At 40.8% G+C, this 22,075-nt stretch carries 20 protein-coding genes; 11 read left to right on the top strand and 9 right to left on the bottom strand.

The features are described from left to right. Nucleotides 1-3: 3 nt before the first annotated feature. The 4 genes from AC57BQ_RS04295 to AC57BQ_RS04310 form a co-directional block, all read right to left on the bottom strand. Entirely contained in the window at nt 4-2,589 is a 2,586-nt protein-coding gene (locus AC57BQ_RS04295; RefSeq protein ID WP_496405092.1) for an ABC transporter permease, read from the bottom strand. Beyond that, nucleotides 2,567-3,256 carry an ABC transporter ATP-binding protein gene (locus AC57BQ_RS04300; RefSeq protein WP_496405093.1) on the bottom strand — a complete coding sequence of 230 codons (690 nt, stop codon included), beginning with the start codon at nt 3,254-3,256 and terminating at the stop codon, nt 2,567-2,569. Before AC57BQ_RS04300 ends, AC57BQ_RS04295 begins: the two co-directional genes overlap by 23 nt. Nucleotides 3,257-3,390: 134 nt before the next feature. After that, complete coding sequence (locus tag AC57BQ_RS04305; protein WP_496405094.1) at nt 3,391-3,990, bottom strand: GNAT family N-acetyltransferase; 600 nt, start codon at nt 3,988-3,990, stop codon at nt 3,391-3,393. Between the two features lie 24 nt (nt 3,991-4,014). After that, entirely contained in the window at nt 4,015-4,647 is a 633-nt protein-coding gene (locus tag AC57BQ_RS04310; RefSeq protein WP_496405095.1) for a MarR family winged helix-turn-helix transcriptional regulator, read from the bottom strand. Nucleotides 4,648-4,887: 240 nt separating this feature from the next. Here AC57BQ_RS04310 and AC57BQ_RS04315 point away from each other — a divergent pair, with 240 nt between their 5' ends. The 3 genes from AC57BQ_RS04315 (at nt 4,888) to AC57BQ_RS04325 (ending at nt 9,379) form a co-directional block, all read left to right on the top strand. Continuing rightward, nucleotides 4,888-6,639 (top strand): ABC transporter ATP-binding protein, encoded by a 1,752-nt coding sequence (locus tag AC57BQ_RS04315; protein ID WP_496405096.1) that lies wholly within the window; start codon nt 4,888-4,890, stop codon nt 6,637-6,639. Nucleotides 6,640-6,742: 103 nt separating this feature from the next. Next, nucleotides 6,743-8,503, top strand: a complete 1,761-nt coding sequence (locus tag AC57BQ_RS04320) for an ABC transporter ATP-binding protein (RefSeq protein WP_496405097.1) — start codon at nt 6,743-6,745, stop codon at nt 8,501-8,503. A gap of 171 nt (nt 8,504-8,674) precedes the next feature. Next, nucleotides 8,675-9,379: an NUDIX hydrolase gene (locus tag AC57BQ_RS04325; protein WP_090465445.1), complete on the top strand. Its 705-nt coding sequence runs from the start codon at nt 8,675-8,677 to the stop codon at nt 9,377-9,379. 297 nt (nt 9,380-9,676) lie between these two features. Here AC57BQ_RS04325 and AC57BQ_RS04330 read toward each other — a convergent pair whose 3' ends face one another. Then, the gene (locus AC57BQ_RS04330) at nt 9,677-11,797 is read right to left on the bottom strand and encodes a sensor histidine kinase (protein ID WP_496405098.1); all 2,121 of its coding nucleotides are present in this window, start codon (nt 11,795-11,797) and stop codon (nt 9,677-9,679) included. A gap of 117 nt (nt 11,798-11,914) precedes the next feature. Between AC57BQ_RS04330 and AC57BQ_RS04335 the strand changes: the two genes are divergently transcribed. Continuing rightward, nucleotides 11,915-12,364 carry a response regulator gene (locus AC57BQ_RS04335; RefSeq protein WP_090465451.1) on the top strand — a complete coding sequence of 150 codons (450 nt, stop codon included), beginning with the start codon at nt 11,915-11,917 and terminating at the stop codon, nt 12,362-12,364. A 124-nt stretch (nt 12,365-12,488) separates the two neighbouring features. After that, nucleotides 12,489-13,505, top strand: a complete 1,017-nt coding sequence (locus AC57BQ_RS04340) for a PorP/SprF family type IX secretion system membrane protein (protein ID WP_496405099.1) — start codon at nt 12,489-12,491, stop codon at nt 13,503-13,505. Nucleotides 13,506-13,512: 7 nt separating this feature from the next. Here the strand turns inward: AC57BQ_RS04340 and rpoN are convergent, their stop codons facing one another. Then, nucleotides 13,513-14,988 (bottom strand): RNA polymerase factor sigma-54, encoded by a 1,476-nt coding sequence (gene rpoN, locus AC57BQ_RS04345; protein WP_090465457.1) that lies wholly within the window; start codon nt 14,986-14,988, stop codon nt 13,513-13,515. Nucleotides 14,989-15,179: 191 nt separating this feature from the next. On the opposite strand from rpoN, the gene mscL reads away from it, so the two are divergent. Continuing rightward, nucleotides 15,180-15,590 carry a large-conductance mechanosensitive channel protein MscL gene (gene mscL, locus AC57BQ_RS04350; RefSeq protein ID WP_090465460.1) on the top strand — a complete coding sequence of 137 codons (411 nt, stop codon included), beginning with the start codon at nt 15,180-15,182 and terminating at the stop codon, nt 15,588-15,590. An 85-nt stretch (nt 15,591-15,675) separates the two neighbouring features. Here the strand turns inward: mscL and AC57BQ_RS04355 are convergent, their stop codons facing one another. Beyond that, nucleotides 15,676-16,554, bottom strand: a complete 879-nt coding sequence (locus AC57BQ_RS04355) for a ChaN family lipoprotein (protein WP_496405100.1) — start codon at nt 16,552-16,554, stop codon at nt 15,676-15,678. Nucleotides 16,555-16,692: 138 nt separating this feature from the next. Here AC57BQ_RS04355 and rpmH point away from each other — a divergent pair, with 138 nt between their 5' ends. The 4 genes from rpmH to tsaB all read left to right on the top strand — a co-directional run bounded on the left by rpmH (nt 16,693) and on the right by tsaB (nt 18,293). Beyond that, the gene (gene rpmH, locus AC57BQ_RS04360; protein ID WP_076375290.1) at nt 16,693-16,851 is read left to right on the top strand and encodes a 50S ribosomal protein L34; all 159 of its coding nucleotides are present in this window, start codon (nt 16,693-16,695) and stop codon (nt 16,849-16,851) included. Nucleotides 16,852-16,927: 76 nt separating this feature from the next. Beyond that, complete coding sequence (gene rnpA / locus AC57BQ_RS04365) at nt 16,928-17,332, top strand: ribonuclease P protein component (RefSeq protein WP_496405101.1); 405 nt, start codon at nt 16,928-16,930, stop codon at nt 17,330-17,332. Nucleotide 17,333: 1 nt separating this feature from the next. After that, nucleotides 17,334-17,576 carry a membrane protein insertion efficiency factor YidD gene (gene yidD / locus AC57BQ_RS04370; RefSeq protein ID WP_090465468.1) on the top strand — a complete coding sequence of 81 codons (243 nt, stop codon included), beginning with the start codon at nt 17,334-17,336 and terminating at the stop codon, nt 17,574-17,576. A gap of 24 nt (nt 17,577-17,600) precedes the next feature. Beyond that, complete coding sequence (tsaB, locus tag AC57BQ_RS04375) at nt 17,601-18,293, top strand: tRNA (adenosine(37)-N6)-threonylcarbamoyltransferase complex dimerization subunit type 1 TsaB (RefSeq protein ID WP_496405102.1); 693 nt, start codon at nt 17,601-17,603, stop codon at nt 18,291-18,293. Nucleotides 18,294-18,332: 39 nt separating this feature from the next. Here tsaB and AC57BQ_RS04380 read toward each other — a convergent pair whose 3' ends face one another. Both AC57BQ_RS04380 and AC57BQ_RS04385 read right to left on the bottom strand, forming a co-directional pair. Continuing rightward, nucleotides 18,333-19,805 carry a DUF5723 family protein gene (locus AC57BQ_RS04380; protein ID WP_496405103.1) on the bottom strand — a complete coding sequence of 491 codons (1,473 nt, stop codon included), beginning with the start codon at nt 19,803-19,805 and terminating at the stop codon, nt 18,333-18,335. Nucleotides 19,806-19,942: 137 nt separating this feature from the next. Continuing rightward, nucleotides 19,943-21,532, bottom strand: coding sequence for a hypothetical protein (locus tag AC57BQ_RS04385; protein ID WP_496405104.1), 1,590 nt, complete (start codon nt 21,530-21,532; stop codon nt 19,943-19,945). An 85-nt stretch (nt 21,533-21,617) separates the two neighbouring features. On the opposite strand from AC57BQ_RS04385, the gene AC57BQ_RS04390 reads away from it, so the two are divergent. Then, nucleotides 21,618-22,004, top strand: a complete 387-nt coding sequence (locus tag AC57BQ_RS04390; RefSeq protein ID WP_496405105.1) for a DUF423 domain-containing protein — start codon at nt 21,618-21,620, stop codon at nt 22,002-22,004. Nucleotides 22,005-22,075: the final 71 nt, after the last annotated feature.

The raw sequence follows: 22,075 nt of genomic DNA on the forward strand, positions 1-22,075 counted from the left end.
GTATTAAGCGTTATTGCGTAATATTTCGAGCGGCGGTTTATTTAAAACGCCCCTGCTATTTAACAAACCAATGATAACGGTTAGTATGGATATAACGAAAAATAATATCAACGCGGGCAGATAATTAACTGTATAGGGTATCTCAAAACTGTATTTGGCCAATAACCAACTGCCGCCAAAAGCGATCACTATACCTGTAAGGGCAGATAAAGAGCCCAGGAATAGGTATTCCAACGCGGTAATGGCAAAAATTTGTCTACGGCTTGCACCTAAGGTGCGTAGTAATACACTTTCTTGTATGCGCTGATATTTACTAATGCGAACCGATGCTACCAATACCACTACACCGGTTATGATACTGAACGCGCTCATAAAGCGGATCACATAGCTTATCTTATTCAGCAACTCATCCAATACGCTTAAAACCAGGCCCAGGTCGATAATAGAAACATTTGGAAAGCTATGCACAATGGCCCTTTGGAAAGTAGCCGATACTTTAGTTGATGGCACATGGGTAAGCAATACCTGGAACTGCGGGGCGTCTTCTAAAACACCTGTTGGGAAAACCACCTGGAAATTGGTCTGCACTTTACCCCAGTTTACTTTACGTACGCTGGCCACGTAGGCGGGCATTTCTACCCCTTGAACGTTAAAAACTATTTTGTCGCCAATTTTAAGGTTTGCCCGATGGTACAGATTTTCTTCCACAGAAACGGGAATGTCTTTTCCTGGTGTTGCTTTGCCTATCCAGGTTCCATCGGTCAGTTTTTCTGATCCGGAGAGGGAGTCGCGGAAAGTAACCCGGTATTCATAAGCAAATACCCCGTGCGGGATTTTTATGGTCGAGTCTTTTTGCAGGTCGGCAAAGGTTTTACCGTTGATCTGTTCTATCCGCAGGGTTACAATGGGTACCTGTTGTAATACAGGCAAGCCCTGCTGACGGGTTAAATGGGCAACAGAATCCTTCTGACTATTTTGTATATCAAACAAGATCATGTTGGACTGATTGCTGCTGCTCGACAGGGTAACCTGACCGATGAGCAAATTTTGAATCAAGAACAATATGCAAATGAACATAGTACTTAAACCTATGGATACCATAAGGATAAGGGTTTGATTATTGGGCCGGTATAAATTGGCAAAGCCCTGTCGCCACAGATAGCTCCAGGAGCCGTTGATCAATAATTTAGTAAGGCGCATCAACAACCAGGCTACCGCTGACAGTATCATAAAAGCTGCCAGTATGCCCAGCGTAAAGAACAGGCTCCCCAACCAGCTATCTAATTGTAAATAGGTAAAAGCTATGATGAACAGCATAATGAGTGCATATACCAGCCAACGGAGCGGATCACGGGACAGTACCGCGTCATCAAAGGATAGGCGTAAGGTGTTTAATGGCGATACATTTCGCACGGATATCAACGGCAATAAAGCAAAAAGCAGGGAAATGATTACCCCTAATAAAATACCCTGACCAATAGCCATCCATGAAATTTGAACGGATATGGTGAATGGGATAAAATCCTTAAATAAAATCGGTAGCAGATGTTGTATCGCAGTACCTAATGCTGCCCCAATAACAGAACCAATGAGCCCGATACCAACAATCTGGATAAGGTATATCAGAAAAGCTTCAGATGCTTTAACACCCAGGCAGCGCATAATGGCAATAGATGCTATTTTTTCGCGTACATAGATATGAACAGCGCTGGCCACACCTACACAACCCAATAGCAAAGCAACAAAACCCACTAAGGATAAAAAACGACTCAGATCGCCAAAGTTACGACCGGTATTTTCTTTCCGGCCTTCAATGGTTTCATATCGCATCCCCGCTTTATCCAGCATCGGGTCGAGTTTCTTGGTAAGCTTATCCAGGTTCACTGGTTTGCTGAACTTATAGTAAAAGCTGTAGTTTACCCGGCTGCCAATTTTTACCAGCCCGGTTTGCTCCAGGTATTGCATGGGTATATAAACCACCGGTGCTATTCCAGCTACGGCGCCGGCTTGCCCGGGAGCACGGTTTAAAATGCCTGTAATTAAAAACTGGCTACTGCCGATCTTGATAGAATCGCCCACATGAGCGTTGAATTGCAGCATCAGGGTTTTATCAACCACAGCCATTTGGCCTTTTCTGAAGGATGTGCCCGCTTGTTCAGGTGTGGTTTCAATAGCACCGTAATAGGGGAAATTGCCCTGTAGGGCCCGTACCTGTACCAGCCTTGTGCCTTTGCTTTTCGGAAAATAGGCCATCGAGGCAAAGCTGCGTTCCTGCGAGCGTTCGTCACCTAATGAATCCAATAATTTTTTCAGATTTGCATCGACCGGTTTATTGCCTGATACAGAAAGATCTGCGCCGATCAGAGTAGCTGCCTGTCCGTTGATGTCATTTTGAACATTATACTTAAAAGCATAAATAGCTACCAACGCAGCTATACCAAATACAATGGCGGATATGAACAAAAATAGCCTCGACCGGTTTTTACGGCTATCGCGCCAGGCCATATTAAACAGCCAGGGGATATTCATTTTTCTTTGATAATTAACGAGATTGGTCTCCATAAACTTATCCGTTAATTGTTTTTTCATCAGCTATCAGCTGACCACCTTTTATCCGGATGATGCGTTGTGTTTTCGCGGCCAGGTCCAGGTCATGGGTTACCAGGATAAGTGTAGTGCCGGCCTCTTTATTCAGATCAAAAAGGAGTTTTACCACCTTTTCGCTGGTTTCGGCATCCAGGTTGCCGGTAGGTTCATCGGCAAATAATATTTTGGGCGAATTGGAAAAGGCGCGTGCCAGCGAAACCCGTTGTTGCTCACCACCCGACAATTGAGAAGGGTAGTGGTGCCCGCGATCGGCCAGGCCCACTTTATCTAGCAGATCCAACGCTCTTGCACGTATATTTTTTTCGTTACGAAGCTCTAAAGGAACCATTACGTTCTCCAAGGCGGTCAACGTAGGCAGCAACTGAAAATTCTGAAATATAAAACCAACATATTGGTTACGTACCTGCGCGCGCTGGTCTTCTGTTAAATTTCCGAGGTTAATACCATTTAATTCCACTGCTCCCGCACTGGAGCGGTCGAGCCCGGCACATAGGCCTAACAAGGTGGTTTTACCACTGCCCGAAGGGCCCACAATAGCATTGGTAGAACCGGCAGCAATGCTGAAATTTATATCATGTAGCACGTTGAGCGTACGCCCCGCGCTTTGGTAGGTTTTGCCCAGATCTGCAATGTTGAGTATAGTTTCCAAACGGTGTGTTTTTTATGGTATAGATGCACCTGGCTATAATTTGTTACCCGGCCAGTTTGCATAAATATCCATGAATTATGCCATTTGGAGCTTAAACGCAGATAGGTTTTTATTAAATGACTTTAAAAATACAATTACAACTTAGCTTTCAACCGTTCTTTTACATCCTGCTGCCATTCGTATTGTAAAATGCTCAGGAGAATAGAATCACGCCTGGTTCCGTCTGGAAGGGGCATGTGGCTACGAATAATACCCTCTACCGTACAGCCTATACTTTTCATGGCCGCGATGCTGCGCTCATTCCGGGCATCGGCACGAAAGCCTACCCGTTTCAGGTCCAATTCTTCAAAGGCCAGTTGCAGTAGTAAAAATTTGCAGTGTTTGTTGAGACCGGTGCCTCTGAATTTTTCGCCATACCAGGTATAGCCTATTTCCAATGCCTGGTTGGCCGGTTGTATATCATAAAAGCGGGTACTGCCTGCATATTCGCCTGTTTTTTTATCGTAAATAATAAAAGGGTATTCCTTACCCTCAAGCCTGGCTTTAAGGGCCTGATCAATATAATTACGCATGCCATCAGCGCCTTTGGCACTTACTTGTGAATAACTCCAGGTGTTGGGCTCATATAGGGCAAAAGGCAGCAGGTTTTGATAGTCGTCGATAGTTAAAGGTCTGATCAATACCCTGTCGTCTTCTAAAATATAATCGGTTTCGGGTGAGAGTTTTGAACTCATGATAGTGGTTTACTTTTTAAGTTTTCAGGCTTTATCAGCCATGGCGTGCTCGTACATCTGCATAAATGGCTTGTTCTTTAGTTCAATAGCAAGTGCAGAATTGCGTTGCTCGCAATATTTTAACATTTCATAACAATCAACCAAAACATCATCGCTCAGGTCTTTAAAGGTCATTTCGATTACCTTGGCCGATATTTTATAATATTCATCAAGGGCAGCCGTCCCTTTGGGAGTTATTTTGATGAGCTTAGCACGCTTATCATCGGGCGAGGTACGCTCCGTTATCTTTTTTTCGCGGATAAGCCTGTTGATGATCTCCATGCCGGTAGTGGTTTCGGCAAACATCTGGTTGATCAGATCGCTCTTTTTTACTTCGCCCATGTGCACAAGCGTATTCAGATAATAAAAGCTTTCCGCAGGGGGCATCTCGATATGGTTAACTGCCGATCGGAAGTAAAGGGAGTAGGCGCTCAAAATACGGCCTACTGTTTTAAGCAGACTAACACCATTCATAATGCGTTCGCTTTTTTTGCCCGGATGTTTGGGTTTTGGTCGTTGTTTTTGAAGGTAATATCGACAAAAAGCTTCAACGGATTGCTCATTGCTAACCTCTTCAAAAGTAGTCCATTCCTCTACCAGTTGTACAATAGGTTTCATGTTGTTACTATTTAGTTGTAAAATTATGAAATTATATCTAAAAAGTTTTAATTATTACCAAATAGGAGTATATTTGAATTAATGTTTCTGTTTAGTAGTAATTTGGTGCGATTGTAAATTATTTGTCCGCCAGCAAAATGTTTTACTTTCATAATCGTCATCATACATATAATGGTGTATTTTTACTAAGCCGTTAACCTTATACTTTGAAACATCTGTAGATGTATATCTGAAAAAGACATGAAAACTGATACTCAAAAACCCGATAAAAAACCACCTGGTGTTTTTAGCTTGCTAAAGCCGTACATGGGCCTCGTTTCTCTGCTTTTGTTGTTTGCATTACTCAGCAATGGCGTGAATCTTTGGTTGCCCAAGATAATAGCCAGCGGAATAGACGATTATACTAAACAACACTTTGTGTTTAGCGATATCATTAAAAAATTCTCATTAGCGGTACTGGTCATTTTTATTTTCAGTTATCTGCAAACCATTATTCAAACCTATGCTTCGGAGCGTGTAGCCCGTGATCTAAGGCAAAAGCTGGCCGATAAGATATCCAGGCAAAGTCATGCTTTTATTGAAAAAGCCAATCCGTCCAAGCTGCTTACCAATTTGACTGCCGATGTTGATTCCATAAAGTTGTTTGTGTCGCAGGCGCTGGTATCCATTGTGTCATCGCTGTTTATCATTATTGGTGCAAGCATATTGCTGTTTACTATTAACTGGAAGCTGGCCTTGGCCGTGATCGCCATTATCCCTATCATAGGCGGTACATTTTTTTATGTGTTAAAGAATGTACGCGCATTGTTTATAAAAAGCAGGGGCGTAATTGACCAACTGAACAAGGTAATTAACGAAAGCATCCTGGGTGCAGCGCTTATTCGTGTGATCAATTCGCAACAGTTGGAGTATAATAAGTTTTTAGAGGCCAATACCGAGGCTAAACAATATGGCTTAAAAATACTGGGCTTTTTTGCCGGACTGATACCTATTGTAACCTTTACAGCCAACCTGGCAGCCTTAACTATTTTAATGATGGGCGGCCATTTTGTGATCAAGGGCAGTATGACCCTGGGTAGCTTTGCCGCCTTTAACAGTTATCTGTCGTTACTCATATTCCCGATATTTATATTAGGTTTTATGAGTAACCTGATCGCGCAGGCCTCGGCATCGTTTACCCGTATCAGTGTGGTGCTGGATGCACCGGATATGGTTGATGCCGGAACCTTAAAAGAAACACTGCGCGGTGATGTGGAACTTAAGGATGTATCATTAGTTTACGGCCAAAAACCGGCACTTAAAAATGTATCGTTTTCGGTAGCGGCAGGATCAAAAATTGCTATCATCGGGCCTACAGCTGCCGGTAAAACGCAGCTGCTTTATTTGCTCACTAATCTCATCAATCCAACGTCGGGTTACGTACATTATGACGGGCGGAGCATTGATAGCTATAACAGCGAATCGTTCCATAGTCAGGTGGGTTTTGTTTTTCAGGATAGTATCATTTTTAACATGAGCATCCGCGAAAACATCGCTTTTAGTGATACGGTTACAGATGAATCATTGGAAAAAGCCATTGAAACAGCCGAATTGAGGGATTTTATAGACAACCTGCCCGATAAGCTGAATACTATAGTTTCCGAACGTGGATCGAGTCTTTCTGGCGGACAAAAACAACGAATCATGCTGGCCAGGGCTTTGGCCGTTAACCCAAAAGTTTTATTGCTGGATGATTTTACAGCCAGGGTTGATACCAATACCGAGAAAAAGATATTAAGCAATATCCAGAAAAATTACCCCGGACTAACCCTGATATCGGTTACCCAGAAAATAGCATCGGTTGAGCATTATGACCAGATCCTCCTGCTTACCCAAGGCGAAATAGTAGCTCGTGGCGTGCATGATGAGCTGATGCAAACCAGTCCTGATTACGTACAGATATTTAATTCGCAGCAAAGCACCAGTAATTACGAACATGGCGTTGCTCATTAAAAATAGATGTGTAGATTTCAGATGTGCGGATTCTGTTAATTCTAAAATTCTAAAAATTCGAGTTTAGACAAAAATCACTAAATCACTAATTCACTAATTATATATGAATTACGATCTGAATAAGCTTAGCCATGCACAGCAAAAGACCTCGACCCTTGCAGGACTTAAAAAGCTGTTACAGCTAATTGCTCACGAAAAGAAAATACTTTTATTAGCCCTGTTGGCTATATTAACCAATTCCTCTCTCAACTTACTGGGCCCTCTTGTTATTGGGCACACGATTGATACCTATGTGCAGCATAAGGATTATAGCGGGGTTATTCATAACGCCATTATATTGTTATGTATGTATTTGCTGGCTTTGTTTACCAGCTATAGTCAAACCAAGCTGATGGGTAGTGTAAGTCAGCGTATGTTGTTTACCCTGCGTAACTCTATATTTAATAAGTTACAGCAACTGCCGGTAGGTTTTTTCAATCAGAATAAGGCGGGCGACCTGATATCGCGGGTAAACAATGATACTGATAAACTGAACCAGTTTTTTTCCCAATCGCTGATGCAGTTTATCGGGAACATCTCCATTATGGTAGGCGCGGGCGTGTTTTTGTTACTGATCAAGTTTGAATTGGGTGCCGCAACGCTTGCTCCGGCTGTACTTATTTTGGTGCTGACACTGGTTTTATCGCCATGGATAAAGCGTAAAAATGCACTGAACCTGAAAAGCGTAGGGGGGATGAGTTCGGAGATACAGGAAAGCCTGCATAATTTTAAAGTGATCATCGCCTTTAACCGCCGCGATTATTTCCGGAAACGTTTTGAAACGGCCAATCGTGATAATTACAAAACCGCGATCGGATCAGGATTGGCAAACAATGTTTTTATACCCGTTTACGGCTTGTTTGCCAGTATAGCGCAACTGATCGTGCTGGCCTTTGGTATTTATTTGATCACCATCGGGCAGTTTAGTATTGGTTTGCTGGTGAGTTATTTATCATACTCCACCAACTTTTATAACCCTTTGAGACAATTGGCCGCGTTATGGACAAACTTTCAACTGGCTATGGCGGGCTGGGACAGGATATCACAAATACTGTCTCTCGAAACCGATCTGCCTGTTATGGAAAATGGGATATCTGAACAAAATGCCGCCCTGCTGGAATTCAGGAATGTGCACTTTGGTTATAATGATGATCAGGAAATACTGCACAACATCAGCTTTAAGCTGGAGCAGGGTAAAACCTACGCCCTGGTTGGGCCAACCGGTGGCGGTAAAACCACTACAGCATCATTGATTGCCCGCTTATATGATCCTTCAAAAGGATTGGTTATGCTGGATGGCAGGGACATAAGAACCTACAGCCTGGAAGAACGTACCCAAAAAATTGGATTTATTTTACAGGAACCGTTTTTATTTACCGGAACGGTTAAGGATAATATTTTATACGGTAACGATCTGTATAAGGGTCACACCAATGAGCAACTGGAAAAAGTGATCATTGATGCCAACCTGGGTAGCCTGCTGGCTATTTTTGAAAGTGGACTGGAAACCCAGGTGCTTTCTTCGGGTGATAGTATCAGCCTTGGTCAAAAACAACTGATCGCTTTTATGCGGGCGGTATTGCGTAATCCTCAGATATTGATTTTGGATGAGGCTACGGCTAATATTGATACTATAACCGAGCAGTTATTGAGCGATATATTGAACAAGTTACCGGATACTACCACCAGGGTGATCATCGCGCATCGCCTGAATACCATTGAAAATGCCGACGAGATATTTTTTGTCAACTCTGGCGAAGTATCACGGGCCGGTTCGCTTAACGATGCTATGGATATGTTGCTGCAGGGCAAGCGGGTTAGTTAAAGGATTTGGCTATGATATTTATTTATGATGATTGGTGCTAAGGTTTTAACCCGCTACAATAAGTGATCTTATAAAAATTAAAAAATGTTGCCTCGAATAAAATAGTTGTAGTATCGACACTAAATAATTGCATAATTATTTTTACACTTGCAAATAAACTTTAACCAAATTATGCAGAAGTATACCGGCGAGACACGCATTTTAGCGGCAACAGATTGTATCATTTTTGGATTCGACGGATTTAATATCAAACTATTGCTTGTACAGCGTGGTCTTGAACCCGAGAAAAATAAATGGAGCCTGATGGGAGGCTTTATACAGCCTTCGGAGTCGCCAGATGATGCCGCCAACCGCATATTAGAATTACGTACCGGACTTAAAAATGTATACATGGAGCAGTTTCATGTATTTGGTCATCCAGACCGCGACCCGGTGGAGAGAACTTTGTCTATCGCTTACTTCGCGCTGATTGATATTCATCAGTATGAAAAACAGCTGAGCGAAGAATATCACCCGGAATGGTTTTTACTGAATGAAATGCCCGAGCTGATATTTGACCATACAGAAATGGTAAGGCTTGCCTTACGCCAGTTGCGTTATAAGGCCGCGTTACACCCAATCCTGTTTCAGCTATTACCAGAAAAATTCACCATACCGCAACTGCAGGCACTTTATGAAGGCGTTTATCAAACCAAGTTTGACGATCGTAACTTTAGCCGTAAACTATTATCAACCGGCTTGCTGGTAAAACTACCCGAAAAAGATAAGCTATCTTCAAAGAAAGGCGCTTTTTATTACAAGCTTGACCAATCGCATTACGAACAGAATTTTGAATCATTCCTGAACCTGGTGCCTAATCCTGAGAAATTCTTTTAATTAAGATAGGCTAGAAGTTATATTGAAAGCTTTACTAAGGGAACTCATATCGAATAATGAATTTTGAATTTCCAACATCGAAATCATTATTCCACAGTTCGTGCCCGATCCATTATATTTCAGACCCCTCAGGATCCTTTTCAGGTGACCTTGAGTGGGTTTACATATAAACCCACTATATAATCATAAATTATGGTTAATTTATTGATTATCAATTATGTATGTTGATGTTAACCATAAAAAGTGTAAACCATGTAAACCCAGTTTTAACAAAATGGACCACTTGTTCAGGGTTTACTAAGCTAAGTTTTTAGGGATCGATACCATGAATGTGGCACCTTTATTTGGCGATGATGTTACTTCGATACTGCCCCGGTGTTTTTCAATGATACCAAATACGATAGAAAGCCCCAATCCGGTGCCTTCACCTATACCTTTAGTGGTAAAGAATGGTTCAAAGATCCGTTGTTTGGTTTCTTCGGTCATTCCTACACCGGTATCAGTAATTTCGATGGTAATGTGATCGGTATAGTCCTTAGTAATGATCATAATACATTCATCGTTATGGTGATCTTTGCTTTTAATGGCATATATGCTGTTATTGATCAGGTTAATGATCAGCTGGTTAACTTTACCCGGGTAGCAGTTTAAAGGCTCCAGTTTATCAAAAACAGGCCTGATCTCAATATAATACGGAATTGTACTTCGTAAAATAAGCAGGTTGTTCAGGATCGATTTATTGATGTCTGCGGTTTTTAATACCTGCTCATCGGTACTGCTAAAGGTGCGCAGGCTGTTTACTATTTCTGCTGTTCTGTTTGCACCATCCTCTATTCCATTTAATAAAACAGTTATCTCATCCCTGATAAAATTGAGGTTGATCTTTTGTTTATAATCGTTTAGGTCCCTTAAAAAGAGCATCTGCTCCGGGTTATTCAAGGCGTCGTCATACTTATCCAATAAAGCTAAAAGCTCATCAAAATCAAGCCGTAAAGGTGCTATATTGGAACTTACAAAGTTAATGGGGTTATTAATTTCATGGGCCACGCCAGCTGTAAGTTGTCCCAATGAGGCCATTTTTTCGTTATCTATGAGTTGCTTTTGGGTAGCTGTAAGATTATCGATAGATAACGAAAGACTTTTATTGATCTTAGTTAATTCTTCAGTTCGCTCTTTTACCTTGCTTTCCAATAAAATATTTTGCTGAATTATTAATCGCTCATTTTCCTGGGCAACGGTAAGCGCAAAACTTTGTGATTCGTTTTTTTGGTAGCGGTAAAAGTTAATTTTTTCTGCTAAAGCTGCCGAAAACAGGATCAGTTCTAAAACAGAACTGTAAATCACAATATTAGCCGTTATATTGTTGTAAGGCATAAATCCTTTATTACGCGCTACAGATATCAACAAACTGATTAAGAACAGCCCCCAGCCCAGTAAAAAGAACTTAGCTGGTTTAAAATTGCTCTTCAAGTATAGATAAGCTCCTATCATAAGCAGACTAATTGCAATGATAGCTGTACTAATGGTGATTAAATTATAGGCAATACCGGCCATGCCTGCTACAATCACCATAAGAGTTACTAAGTAGAATAGATAGAGTAATAGATAGTATTTATACCACTGCTTTAAATTTTGTTTGAGCTGTAAAAATTTGCTCATAAAAAGCAAGATGGAAAACCCGAGCAGCACCCTGATCACTGGGATCACATAATTATTTAAAGTAGTTTTGTCGGTTGTAAATAAATTGACTCCATAACCACGTTTAAGTAACTGGGAAAGGCCTAAAAAAACTATATAATTTACATAATATAAGTAGCTGTAATCACCAACAATAAAAAACAACAATAAATTATATAGGGCCATCACTATAAAAACACCTACTATGATACCGGTGGTTATATTTTCAATATTACGGCTTTCTAAAAACGCTGGGGTGCTGTAAATTTCTATCGGAACAACGGCAGATGCATTGCTTCTTATACGCAAATACACGGTGCTTGATGTTTCCGGCAATAACGGGAAATTGATAAAAGTTAGGTTTTGAGTATGATCGGGACTTAGATGGCGCGGGACTATGCTTGTGTTTACTGCATAATAAAGGTCGAATTCATCAATAACACTTGCATTTATACCAATAGTGATCAGCGGCTCTTTACTATTGTTTTTTAAGTTGAATTTTACCCATGTGGTAGACTTTGAAAACCTTAAAGCCGGAAGTGTTTGTTCAACGCGGTGAAACTTATTGCTATTTACAACCTGGGCAATGGTTAAATTATTGTCAGGAGCCTCAAGCTCGTAAAAATATTTATTGGTTAACAGGTGTGATTGATCATTATTAATAACCAATGTATCAGTTGGGTAGGCAAAAGTTGCAAGCCCCAATACCAGCAGATACCCGGTTAATAATATTTTTTTCATGATATAGTTGTTACACCTGTACAGAACAATAATTATAATAAAAATGCGCAGTAAATTAAACTTTGCATAAATTTACTTTTGTAAGCCGATATTATCCGTTCACTAAAGTGTTTTGCTATGGCCGTAGGAGTGTTGTATGTTGATGATGAAATAAATAACCTGAATAGTTTTAAAGCAGCCTTCAGACGTGACTTTAACATATATACGGCCAGCTCTGCTGTTGAAGGGCGCAGGATACTGAATGGGAATGAGATTGGGGTGATCATTACAGACCAGCGTATGCCCGTTACTACCGGGATTGAATTTTTGGAATCTGTTTTGCAAACGAATCCCGACACGATCAGAATATTACTAACCGGGTTTTCAGATATAAACGCAGTTATTGATGCTATTAACCGGGGACAGGTTTATAAATACCTGGTAAAGCCATGGCAAAATGATGAACTCCGGATCCACATTCAAAATGCCATTGAAATTTATATCCTTCGAAAAGAAAATAAAGAGCTCACCTATAAATTACAGATAGCTAACATGGAGCTGGAAACACTGGCTAAAGCTTTCAGGTAATGCGTACCCCTGTCTGGCCTTCTGGGCAATATTACTTATAAAGATTATATTAGTTTATTGCCCGTATTTGGGGCTATTTTGCCTTGAAATAAGGTTGAATTAGGCGGGTTGTAAACGTTAACCAATGAAAAGGATCTTATTCATAGCCTTTAATTTTGTTCTTTTTATTCAGTGTGTTATAGCGCAACAACGGCCTCAGTACACACAGTATATTTTTAATAGTTATCTCTTAAACCCTGCCTTATCAGGTATTGAGAACTATACCGATGTAAAAACAGGCTATCGCAGCCAGTGGACAGGCCTGGAGGGTGCGCCGGTAACAGCCTATCTGTCGGTAAATATGCCCATTGGCAAAAACTTTATACAGGGCGATGCTACCGCTTTTCCGGCCAGTGGGGGGCTTAATCCGGCCAGCAGGTTATATACGCAACAATATCAGGCTGCGGAGCCGCATCACGGCGTTGGGTTAACTGTGGTATCAGACAAGGCCGGGCCTTTTACACAAACAAATATTGATGCAACTTATGCCTATCATCTGGGGCTAAGCAGTCGCCTAAATCTGGCGGTTGGGGTATCGGCTGGTTTCAGCCATAATGTACTAAACTTATCAGCGGTCACAACTGCTGACCCTTCAGATCCTATATTTAACAGCCTGAATAATAACCAATGGAAATCAGATCTTGGGATAGGGGTTTGGGCTTATGCTTCTGATTATTTTATAGGTGTTTCGGCCCAGCAGATATTACCTCAGAATGTGTATATAACCAGTAAGGCAAACCTGTATCAGAATAAAACTGTACCACATTATTTTTTAACAGGAGGGTTTAAAGTTTTTTTATCTGAGGATGTTACGCTTATACCGTCGATTATGCTGAAGTATATCCAACCTTTACCCACAACCTATGATATCAACATGAAATTATCCTTTGCCGATAAACTTTGGATAGGTGGCTCATACCGTCATAATGACTCCTACGCAGGGTTGGTTGGACTTAATTTGAGCTCATTTGTCAATATTGGCTACTCTTATGACGTCACTACATCCGCGTTGAATACTGTAAGCAATGGTACACATGAAATTGTCATCGGAATATTACTTAATAACCATTATAAGGTAAGTAGTGCTCAACATACGTTTTAGCCGGAGGCTAAAGTTCCCTTCTTAGCCTGGCAACCGGGATGTTCATTTGTTCACGGTATTTGGCAACGGTTCGGCGGGCAATATTGTAACCGGCATCTTTTAGGATATCAGTTAGTTTTTCATCGGCTAAAGGATGGCGTTTGTCTTCCTTGCCTATATGCTCTTCCAGGATCTTCTTTACTTCCTTGTTAGATACTTCTTCACCGCTTTCGGTCTGGATAGCTTCTGAGAAGAATGATTTGAGCAGGAAGGTGCCAAATTCTGTTTGTACGTATTTGGAGTTAGCTACACGCGACACTGTTGAAATATCCATGTTTATCCTGTCGGCAATATCCTTCAGGATCATGGGTTTAAGATTCTTGTCGTCGCCGGTTAAAAAGAACTCATATTGGTACTGCATGATGGCATTCATGGTCTTCAGCAAAGTTTGCTGACGCTGTTTGATGGCATCAATGAACCATTTGGCCGAATCGAGTTTTTGCTTTACAAACTGTACCGCTTCTTTGAGTTTTTTATCTTTTTGTGCTGCTTTATCATAATGCTGAAACATTTCCTGGTAGGAGCGACTTACCCTTAGTTCCGGCGCATTTTTAGAGTTGAGCGTTAATATCAGCACGCCATCATTGTTGGTGATATGAAAATCGGGTATCACCTGCATTTGCTTGGTGTTGATTTCGTTGGAATCGCCCGGTTTGGGATTAAGTTTTAGTATTTCATTCACCACACCGCGTAACTCGTCGGAGTTCATGTTCAATGATTTTTCGAGCTTATCGTAGTGTTTACGGGTAAATTCGTCAAGGTATTGTTCAACAACAACAACAGCTTTTCCAATGATCGGATCGTTGGGGTCTTTTTTACGCAGTTGTATCAGCAGGCATTCCTGTAGGCTTCGTGCCCCAACTCCAGCCGGGTCAAATCCTTGTATTACCCTCAGCATATCTTCTACTTCTTCATCTTCGGCCATTACATTTTGTGAAAATGCAAGGTCGTCGGTAAGCGACATGATAGGGCGGCGCAAATAACCATCATCATCCAAACTACCGATGATTTGCTGACCGATCTTAAAATCTTTATCGCTCAAGGGTAAAAGGTCAAGCTGTAATTGTAGACTTTCAAAAAATGAATTTTGTACAGCTATCGGGATCTCTTTACGTTCGTCTTCATCATCGCCATTTTGGTCATAACGTGATCCGTAGTCGTTCACGTTATCGTCCTGCAGGTAATCATCAATATTAAACTCATCCATTTCACCCTTTTCCTCGTCGCCATTATAAGTGTCTTCGTCTGGATCGCGGTCAGGGTATTGTTCTTCGGGTTCGTTTAAATTGGTTAAGCTCAGATCTTCAAGCGCAGGGTTCTCTTCCAGTTCTTCTTTTATTCTGGTATCCAATGATACTGTAGGAACCTGCAGCAATTTTATAAATTGTATTTGCTGCGGCGAAAGCTTTTGTAAGAGTTTTTGTTGAAGATTCTGTTTAAGCATAATTAAGATGAGCCCAAAAATACATCAATTACCATTAACTTTAAAATATCTTATAGCCTATGGACGCTGGTATTAAATATTAAAAAATATAATTTGTTTGAATACCATTAAAATTTATTCGCTACTTTAGTTAAAACTAAAACCAATTTATTCCGTTACCAGAACTAAATTATTAACTAAAATCTATCATTATGGCAATAATCAAAGAGTTTAAGGAGTTCGCCATGCGCGGCAACGTTGTTGACCTTGCAGTGGGCGTTATCATCGGTGCAGCTTTTGGTAAAATAGTTACCTCATTGGTAAATGATGTAATTATGCCGCCAATTGGCTATTTAACCGGTGGTATTGATTTTAAAAACTTAAAGATACTTCTTAAGGCGGGTGACCCGGCTAAAAAAATAGCCGATGTATCTATCAATTATGGTAGTTTCATCAACACGGTGATCGAGTTCCTGATTGTTGCTTTTTGTATTTTTATGGTAGTAAAAGCTATCAACTCGCTCAAAAAACCAGAAGAAGCTGCTCCGGTTGCAGATCCTGCACCAACAAAAGAAGAAACTTTACTTACCGAGATACGCGATCTGTTAGCTAAAAAAGCATAATAAATTTGAACAAAGATTTTTGGATCAAAGATAAAGGATCATTGACGGGGATATCCTTAGTCTTTGATCCTTTCGTCTTTAATCTTTATTCCTTGCTCGTCAATTTTGGATCTGTTAGAATAATATAATCTGCCAGGGTTTTGAATTTTGTCCAATCGGGGTTGTCAAAACTTTCATCCGCATAAGAGGCTATGGTTAATACTCTTGCTTTTGGCGCGTATTTTTTGAGTTGAGCCACTGCTCCCAGCTTTTCTTCGCTGTGAAAACCGCCATTAAGCTGTAATATTTTAAATCCGGTATGGGTTTTAAGAAACTGCGCTATCGACCAGGCCATCGTAGCATCCCACAGGTTTTGTGACTGATAGATTTGCATGCCAGCCATCGCTTCATGCCCGCCCATGATCTTAACAAACTTATCATAATAAGCCCCGATAGCGGTATCAATAGGGAGGGGAGCCAGATAACTTTTGGCTTGGATACTCAGTTGTTGTAAACTGCCCAGACCATTGCGCGTAACCATATTGGTATAACGTGAGGGGGCATTGGCAGCAATAACAGGTAAGCGGTTCAATTTGGCTAGTTCAACCAGTGGCCGATAGTCTTTATAATTTGGCCAGGCACGGGCATCAGTTAATAGGTTTTTTTCGCGGATAAGATCGTTAAGATATTCGTTTAACACCAACTGACAGTCGGTTTGAAACATCTCCATGGAAAGGGCCGACTGGTTTGGATATTTTTCTGTCAGGCCCTTAAATAGGACATACTCGAGGGAATGAGCGGTTGAATCGTTATGTTCCTCGCCGAAAAATAGCACATCAATTTTACTGGTTTGCTGAATAATATCGGTAATTGTTACCAATTTTTGTTCGGTAGTGCTGTATATTTTGTAATGAGAAGGCGATATATCCTGCCCCAAAACAACTGATGGTAAACCTATTAGGAGCAGGATAAGTAATGATTTCATATTGCGGTTTTAAAGTGCTTAATTTACAGTAAGAAACATAGAGCAACAAATAAGAAAAATAGTATTTGAAATGTTTTGAAAAATTACTACATTTGCGCTCTTGTTTTTAAAAAGATCGAATAGAATAAAAATATAGCCATGAAAAGAACTTTCCAGCCTTCTCAAAGAAAAAGAAGAAACAAACACGGTTTCCGTGAGCGCATGTCAACTGCTAACGGTAGAAGAATATTAGCAGCCAGAAGAGCTAAAGGCAGAAAAAGATTATCAGTTTCTGACGAGGGTCGTCATAAAGCATAATCCTGGTTGCTTGGTCCTTTCATAGGGACATGGACCGTTTATATGCTTAATGTCTCCGGTTCAAATAATGGCAACTATGTATACTTTTAAAAAAGAAGAACGATTATGTAATAAAAGGCTTATTGATAAGCTTTTTCATAACGGTTCTTCTTTTTTGTGTTATCCCTTCAAAGCTTCGTGGTTATTTCATTCCGAACCACAGATATTCCCGGCCCAGGTTTTATTTTCGGTTTCCAAAAAGCGTTATAAGCACGCTGTTGACCGTAATTTAATAAAAAGATGCATGCGCGAGTCGTACAGGTTGCACAAGCAGCAATGCCTGTATAATTTACTCACGGCAGCCGATAAAACAATTGTGCTGTCGATAGGGTATATCGGAAAAGAAATTGTCCCTTACAGTGTTATCGAAAAAAAGATGCTGAAGATGTTGGGTCAGCTTGGTGAGCAGTTAACGGCTGCAAGTAACGTTCCGGTGAAATGATATGAACGCGGTGATCAATATATTGAAGACAATTGTCGGCAGCATTTTTATACTGCTGATTAAGATATATCAATATTTTATTTCTCCGCTCACAGGCGCTTCATGCCGGTATACACCAACCTGTTCACAGTATGGTGTGGAGGCTATCAAAAAACACGGGGCCTTTAAGGGCGGATGGTTAACTTTGAAACGCATTGCCAGCTGCCATCCTTGGGGCGGCCACGGCCATGATCCGGTACCTTGAATTTAAGTTCTGAGTCTTAAAAAGATGAGTGTTATTTTACAAATTGAAACCGCCACCACTTCCTGTTCAATAGCCCTGGCTATTGATAGTAAAGTTGTAGCGTTTAAGCAGATAAACGAACGTAACATACATGCAGAGGTGATCACTTTGTTTATTGATGAACTGGTGACCTCAGCAAATTTAACTTATAATAATCTTGATGCTATTGCTGTGAGTAGTGGCCCGGGCTCCTATACCGGTCTGCGTATCGGGGTTTCAACAGCTAAAGGGCTATGTTTTGCCCTGGATAAACCACTCATCGCCATTGAAACACTGGAAGCTATGGCTTATGGTGTTATTCATAGCGATGATTTTACCATTGAGCAGGATACGCTTTTATGCCCCATGATAGACGCCCGACGTATGGAGGTTTATTGTGCCTTGTTTGATGCTACAGGTCAGAAAGTTAGAGCTACCTCTGCGGACATTATAGATGAGTACGGTTTTGCTGAAGAGCTCAATAATCACCGGATCATATTTTTTGGCGATGGTGCCGATAAATGTGAAACCACATTAGGCGCTAGTCCTCATGCTCAGTTTTTAACAGGCTTTGTTAATTCGGCAACTTTCCTTACCCAAAAGGCTGCAGAAAAGTTTGATAAAAAAGAATTTGAAGATGTGGCTTATTTTGAACCTTATTATCTCAAAGATTTTATAGCTGGAAAGAAAGCTTTATAAATAAAACAAAGCGATTGTCTTGGTTCCTGATGCTAATATCTAGATGCCTTTATTGGTGCTGGTTTTAAATAAACGACCAAACAGGCGACCAAAAAAGCCTTTTTCACCCATCGGGATAACACTGGCATTCATAGGATGTTCAATCACGTGCCCAAACTTCAGGGTGAATCCTAAATAAAAATCCCCTCCCGAATAATTGCCTACACGATTTATCTGAGAGTTATTATTTACCGCGGCCAAGGCTAATCTGCCTGTATTGGTAAGCCTTTCGGTACCTATGTAAAATTCTGTATTTGGCGATTTGACCATGAGCTGCGTACCAATATTAAAAAAATGCATGTCGTCATAGCTTGTAGTAAGGGTAGCAGTAAAAATGCCACGGTAATTAAAATGGTTAACCAGGGCTCCTTTAAAATCCGGGTAAAACAGCGCTTTTGAGGCTATAAGGGTGGGAGAATATTTCCATGTATTACCATAACCTATCCAGTAACTTTTGGTCGCACTCAGTTCCGCAAGGCCATTTATGGCAGTGGTGAGTGGTTTAACCGTTTTATTATTATCGTCCTGCATTATTTTATGCACCCGGTTGTAAAGTGTATCTGCAAAGTGCTCAGATCCTAAGTTTTTGATCACGCCACTGTTATTGAAATCATAAGTAGTTGACCGGTTACTCCAGTGAATAAAACCGAGATCTTTAATATTACCTTGTATGGTTATGCGGTCGTCGGTAATGTATGAAACCCCGAAACTTACAGCGGCACCAGGGTTGCGCAAATTGGGTAGAAAATCACGGGAATCACGTTGGCCTGGTATGTAATTGGCATAATAACGACCGGCTAAGGCCAGTACCGCACTTGGGTTATTCGGATCTGTCCGGTCAAAAGCAATTTGCGATTGGGTGATGTTAAACTGCTGATATTCTATACCCAGCAACGCGCTTATTTTAAAACCCAGTGCTATCTTTTTATTGATACGTTCGCGGTACGAAAAGCCTATCTGGTGATATGCCTGATACCGGTAATTGTCATTAAATATGTTGGTATAATTATCGTTTGGGAAATTCCGTGTACCGTTTAACATGGCCAATGATTCGTCTGAGAAAAGTCCCCGGGCCTCAGCTTTGGTCTGCGCCGAAAAGCCTATCTCCACATCGCCATTAAAACTTGTAAACAGTTTGAACATAATAGCGTAGGCATTTACGTTGGCGTTAAAATGGTTGTATTTTCCCTGTCCTATTTGTAAATTATCGGTATCGTATTTTGAATCGCTGCCAAATATCTTGGTTTTAATAGTACGTTGTGCATTACCAGTTAAATAGGTATTCACATTGAAACTTGGGATAAAAAAGTTAAAGGCATACTGCCTGCTGGAGTCGGGGATGAATGATCGTTGCGAAGGATTTTCGAAAGAATCATATAGAGTGCCTGTATTGTATTGCGAAAATTGCTGTGCAGAAGCGGATAAAGAGAAAAATAATATACCAAAAACAATTAATAGCTTATTTCTATTCATACAACAATTTGCCAACTTTCTGTTTAGTAATGGTTTATTTTGAACCAGTAAGAAATATTTCCATAAACTATAGGGAAATATTGCAGACACAATAGCCCCTTTTAACGGGAATTGTTAGCGTATGGTTGTATGTTTTTTTATTTAATTGGAGTAGCGGTGCTGTCTGTATTATTCAGGCGCATACATAGGTTGGTGTAGAAGTTTTTATCAGAGGCGCTAAACTGATAGGCAGCCGCGTAAAAGCTTTTCCAACTGGGGGCGGAACTTTCAAAAGCATCATAAAAAGCATCTTTCAGATCTCTTTTAAATATGGATTGCGAGTTTTTAAAGTTGATAAAAAAAGCCACGTTGCTTCTTTCGGCCACCAGGTTGTCAAACTGGTTGTATTGATCGGTTTTATTGATAAACTTACGGTTATAGTAGGTATCTGAATAACTTGTCAACTCGGAGGGGGTTGCAGCCAGCACAAGGTAATTATCGATGATCATGAAGTACGGCTTTCTGAAAATGCTGAAAGCATCACCTAACAGATAAAATGGTACTTTATCGTAATTAAACTGCCCTATATTATCATTGGTCATGGTGCTGATATTCATCATGATGGGTCTTAATTTTGAACCATCCTTAACAGAAACAATAGCGTATTTTTCCTGGTAACGTGTAGTAATCACGGCAAATTCGTTACCCAGTAAGTGCTCAAACTCCGGCTTTAGAAGTACGCCGGTTTCTGCCTTTATCTTACTGAAAAGCTGATCTTTCTCCTTGCTGATTCCCGCTTTAATATGCCACTGTGCAAGCCCCGCAGAAAATTTTGAAGGATCAGATACCGCGAAGTTGATAGTGTAAGCCGTTGTGGATGGGAAAATCTCCTTTAGGTGATTCACTACAGGCTGCTGATCGGCAAATAAATTTAAATAACTGGCTGTATGGTTGTGTTGTAGGGTGGTAAAGCCGCTAAACATCAAAGCATCGTTCTTAAAGTTTAAAGTAAGGGCCGCTAAAGCGGGCAATAGCTTAAAGCTCTTAAAAATATCGGTGTCCTTGTTTTTAAATATCTGGTCAAAAAGAGGGGTGAGCTGGCTATAATTAATATAAAGGTTAGCCAGGGAATTGGCGTTTTGCTGTTCGGGCAGCGGAATAAAAACATTCTTATCGTCCTTATATAAGATGCTTTGATCTATCAATTCTTTTGAAAAGCTGCCGGCAAAAATATTATTCTCTTTTTGGGTAATGTAAAAGTGTTTATTAATGGCCTTAACTAGTACATCGTAGGTTATTCCAACAGTATTGTGTACCGTGGCTACCGATAAGCCGCTATTGGGTTGGGTATTTAAAGCAGTAAAGGCATCTGTTTTAAAATCGTTGGTGGTAGGTATGGTGATGAGCAGGTTAACGTCGTTACCGTTTGAGGGGTGTACCGAGATAAATACATTTTGCCCGTCAAAAAAACGCTCCAGCTGTGCCGATGTGATTAATAGCTTACGCAGTGTATCCAGATCGGCCAGCTTGTCTTTACCAATAACCGCACTGAGTAATTGGTTGCCCTTAAAAATGTCGTAAAATCCTTTTTCGCTGTTGAATTCAAATACCGCGGTAGCATTGTCGGGGATGGTATGCATCACCTGGCCGGTACGTACCCCAGGCGGACTTAAGTTTTTAAAGTAAACAACCGTTATGGCTATTGTAGCGGCAAGTAAAATTAAGGTGATAACTATCAGACGTTTCATAGCGGATTGCTTTACAAAGATAGAATTTTACCCTGCGCCATTAAAGTAATACTTTCAATTGGTTAACTTAGCTTTTTATATCTGCATGAACAAACAAATAATTATCACGGCTTCGGTTTTTGGCATGCTGGCCGTTATTACCGGGGCTTTTGGGGCACATGGCTTAAAAGGCCGCTTATCTGCCGCCGATTTGGAGGTATGGCACACCGCCGTACAATACAATTTTTACCATGTATTCGCACTGCTTTTCCTGTCGACCTTTGCTCGGTTTAAAAATAGCCAGATAACCTGGGCCTATTACTTTTTTAGCTTTGGGATCCTGTTTTTTTCGGGTTCATTGTACTTGCTGTCGTGCCGTAGTCTGTTGGGTTGGAATTGGCTGATAGCGCTTGGGCCGATTACACCGCTGGGCGGCTTGCTGTTTATTTTAGGCTGGCTGATGCTGGCCATTGCTGCTTTTCGCAATAAGTGATTTTTGATTTCGGACGTCGGATGTTCGATTTCGGATTTAGAGTTTAGTATTTAGTTTTTAGAATTTCCCCC

Source organism: Mucilaginibacter sp. BGA-UO-ETr-C110 (genome assembly GCF_059567985.1).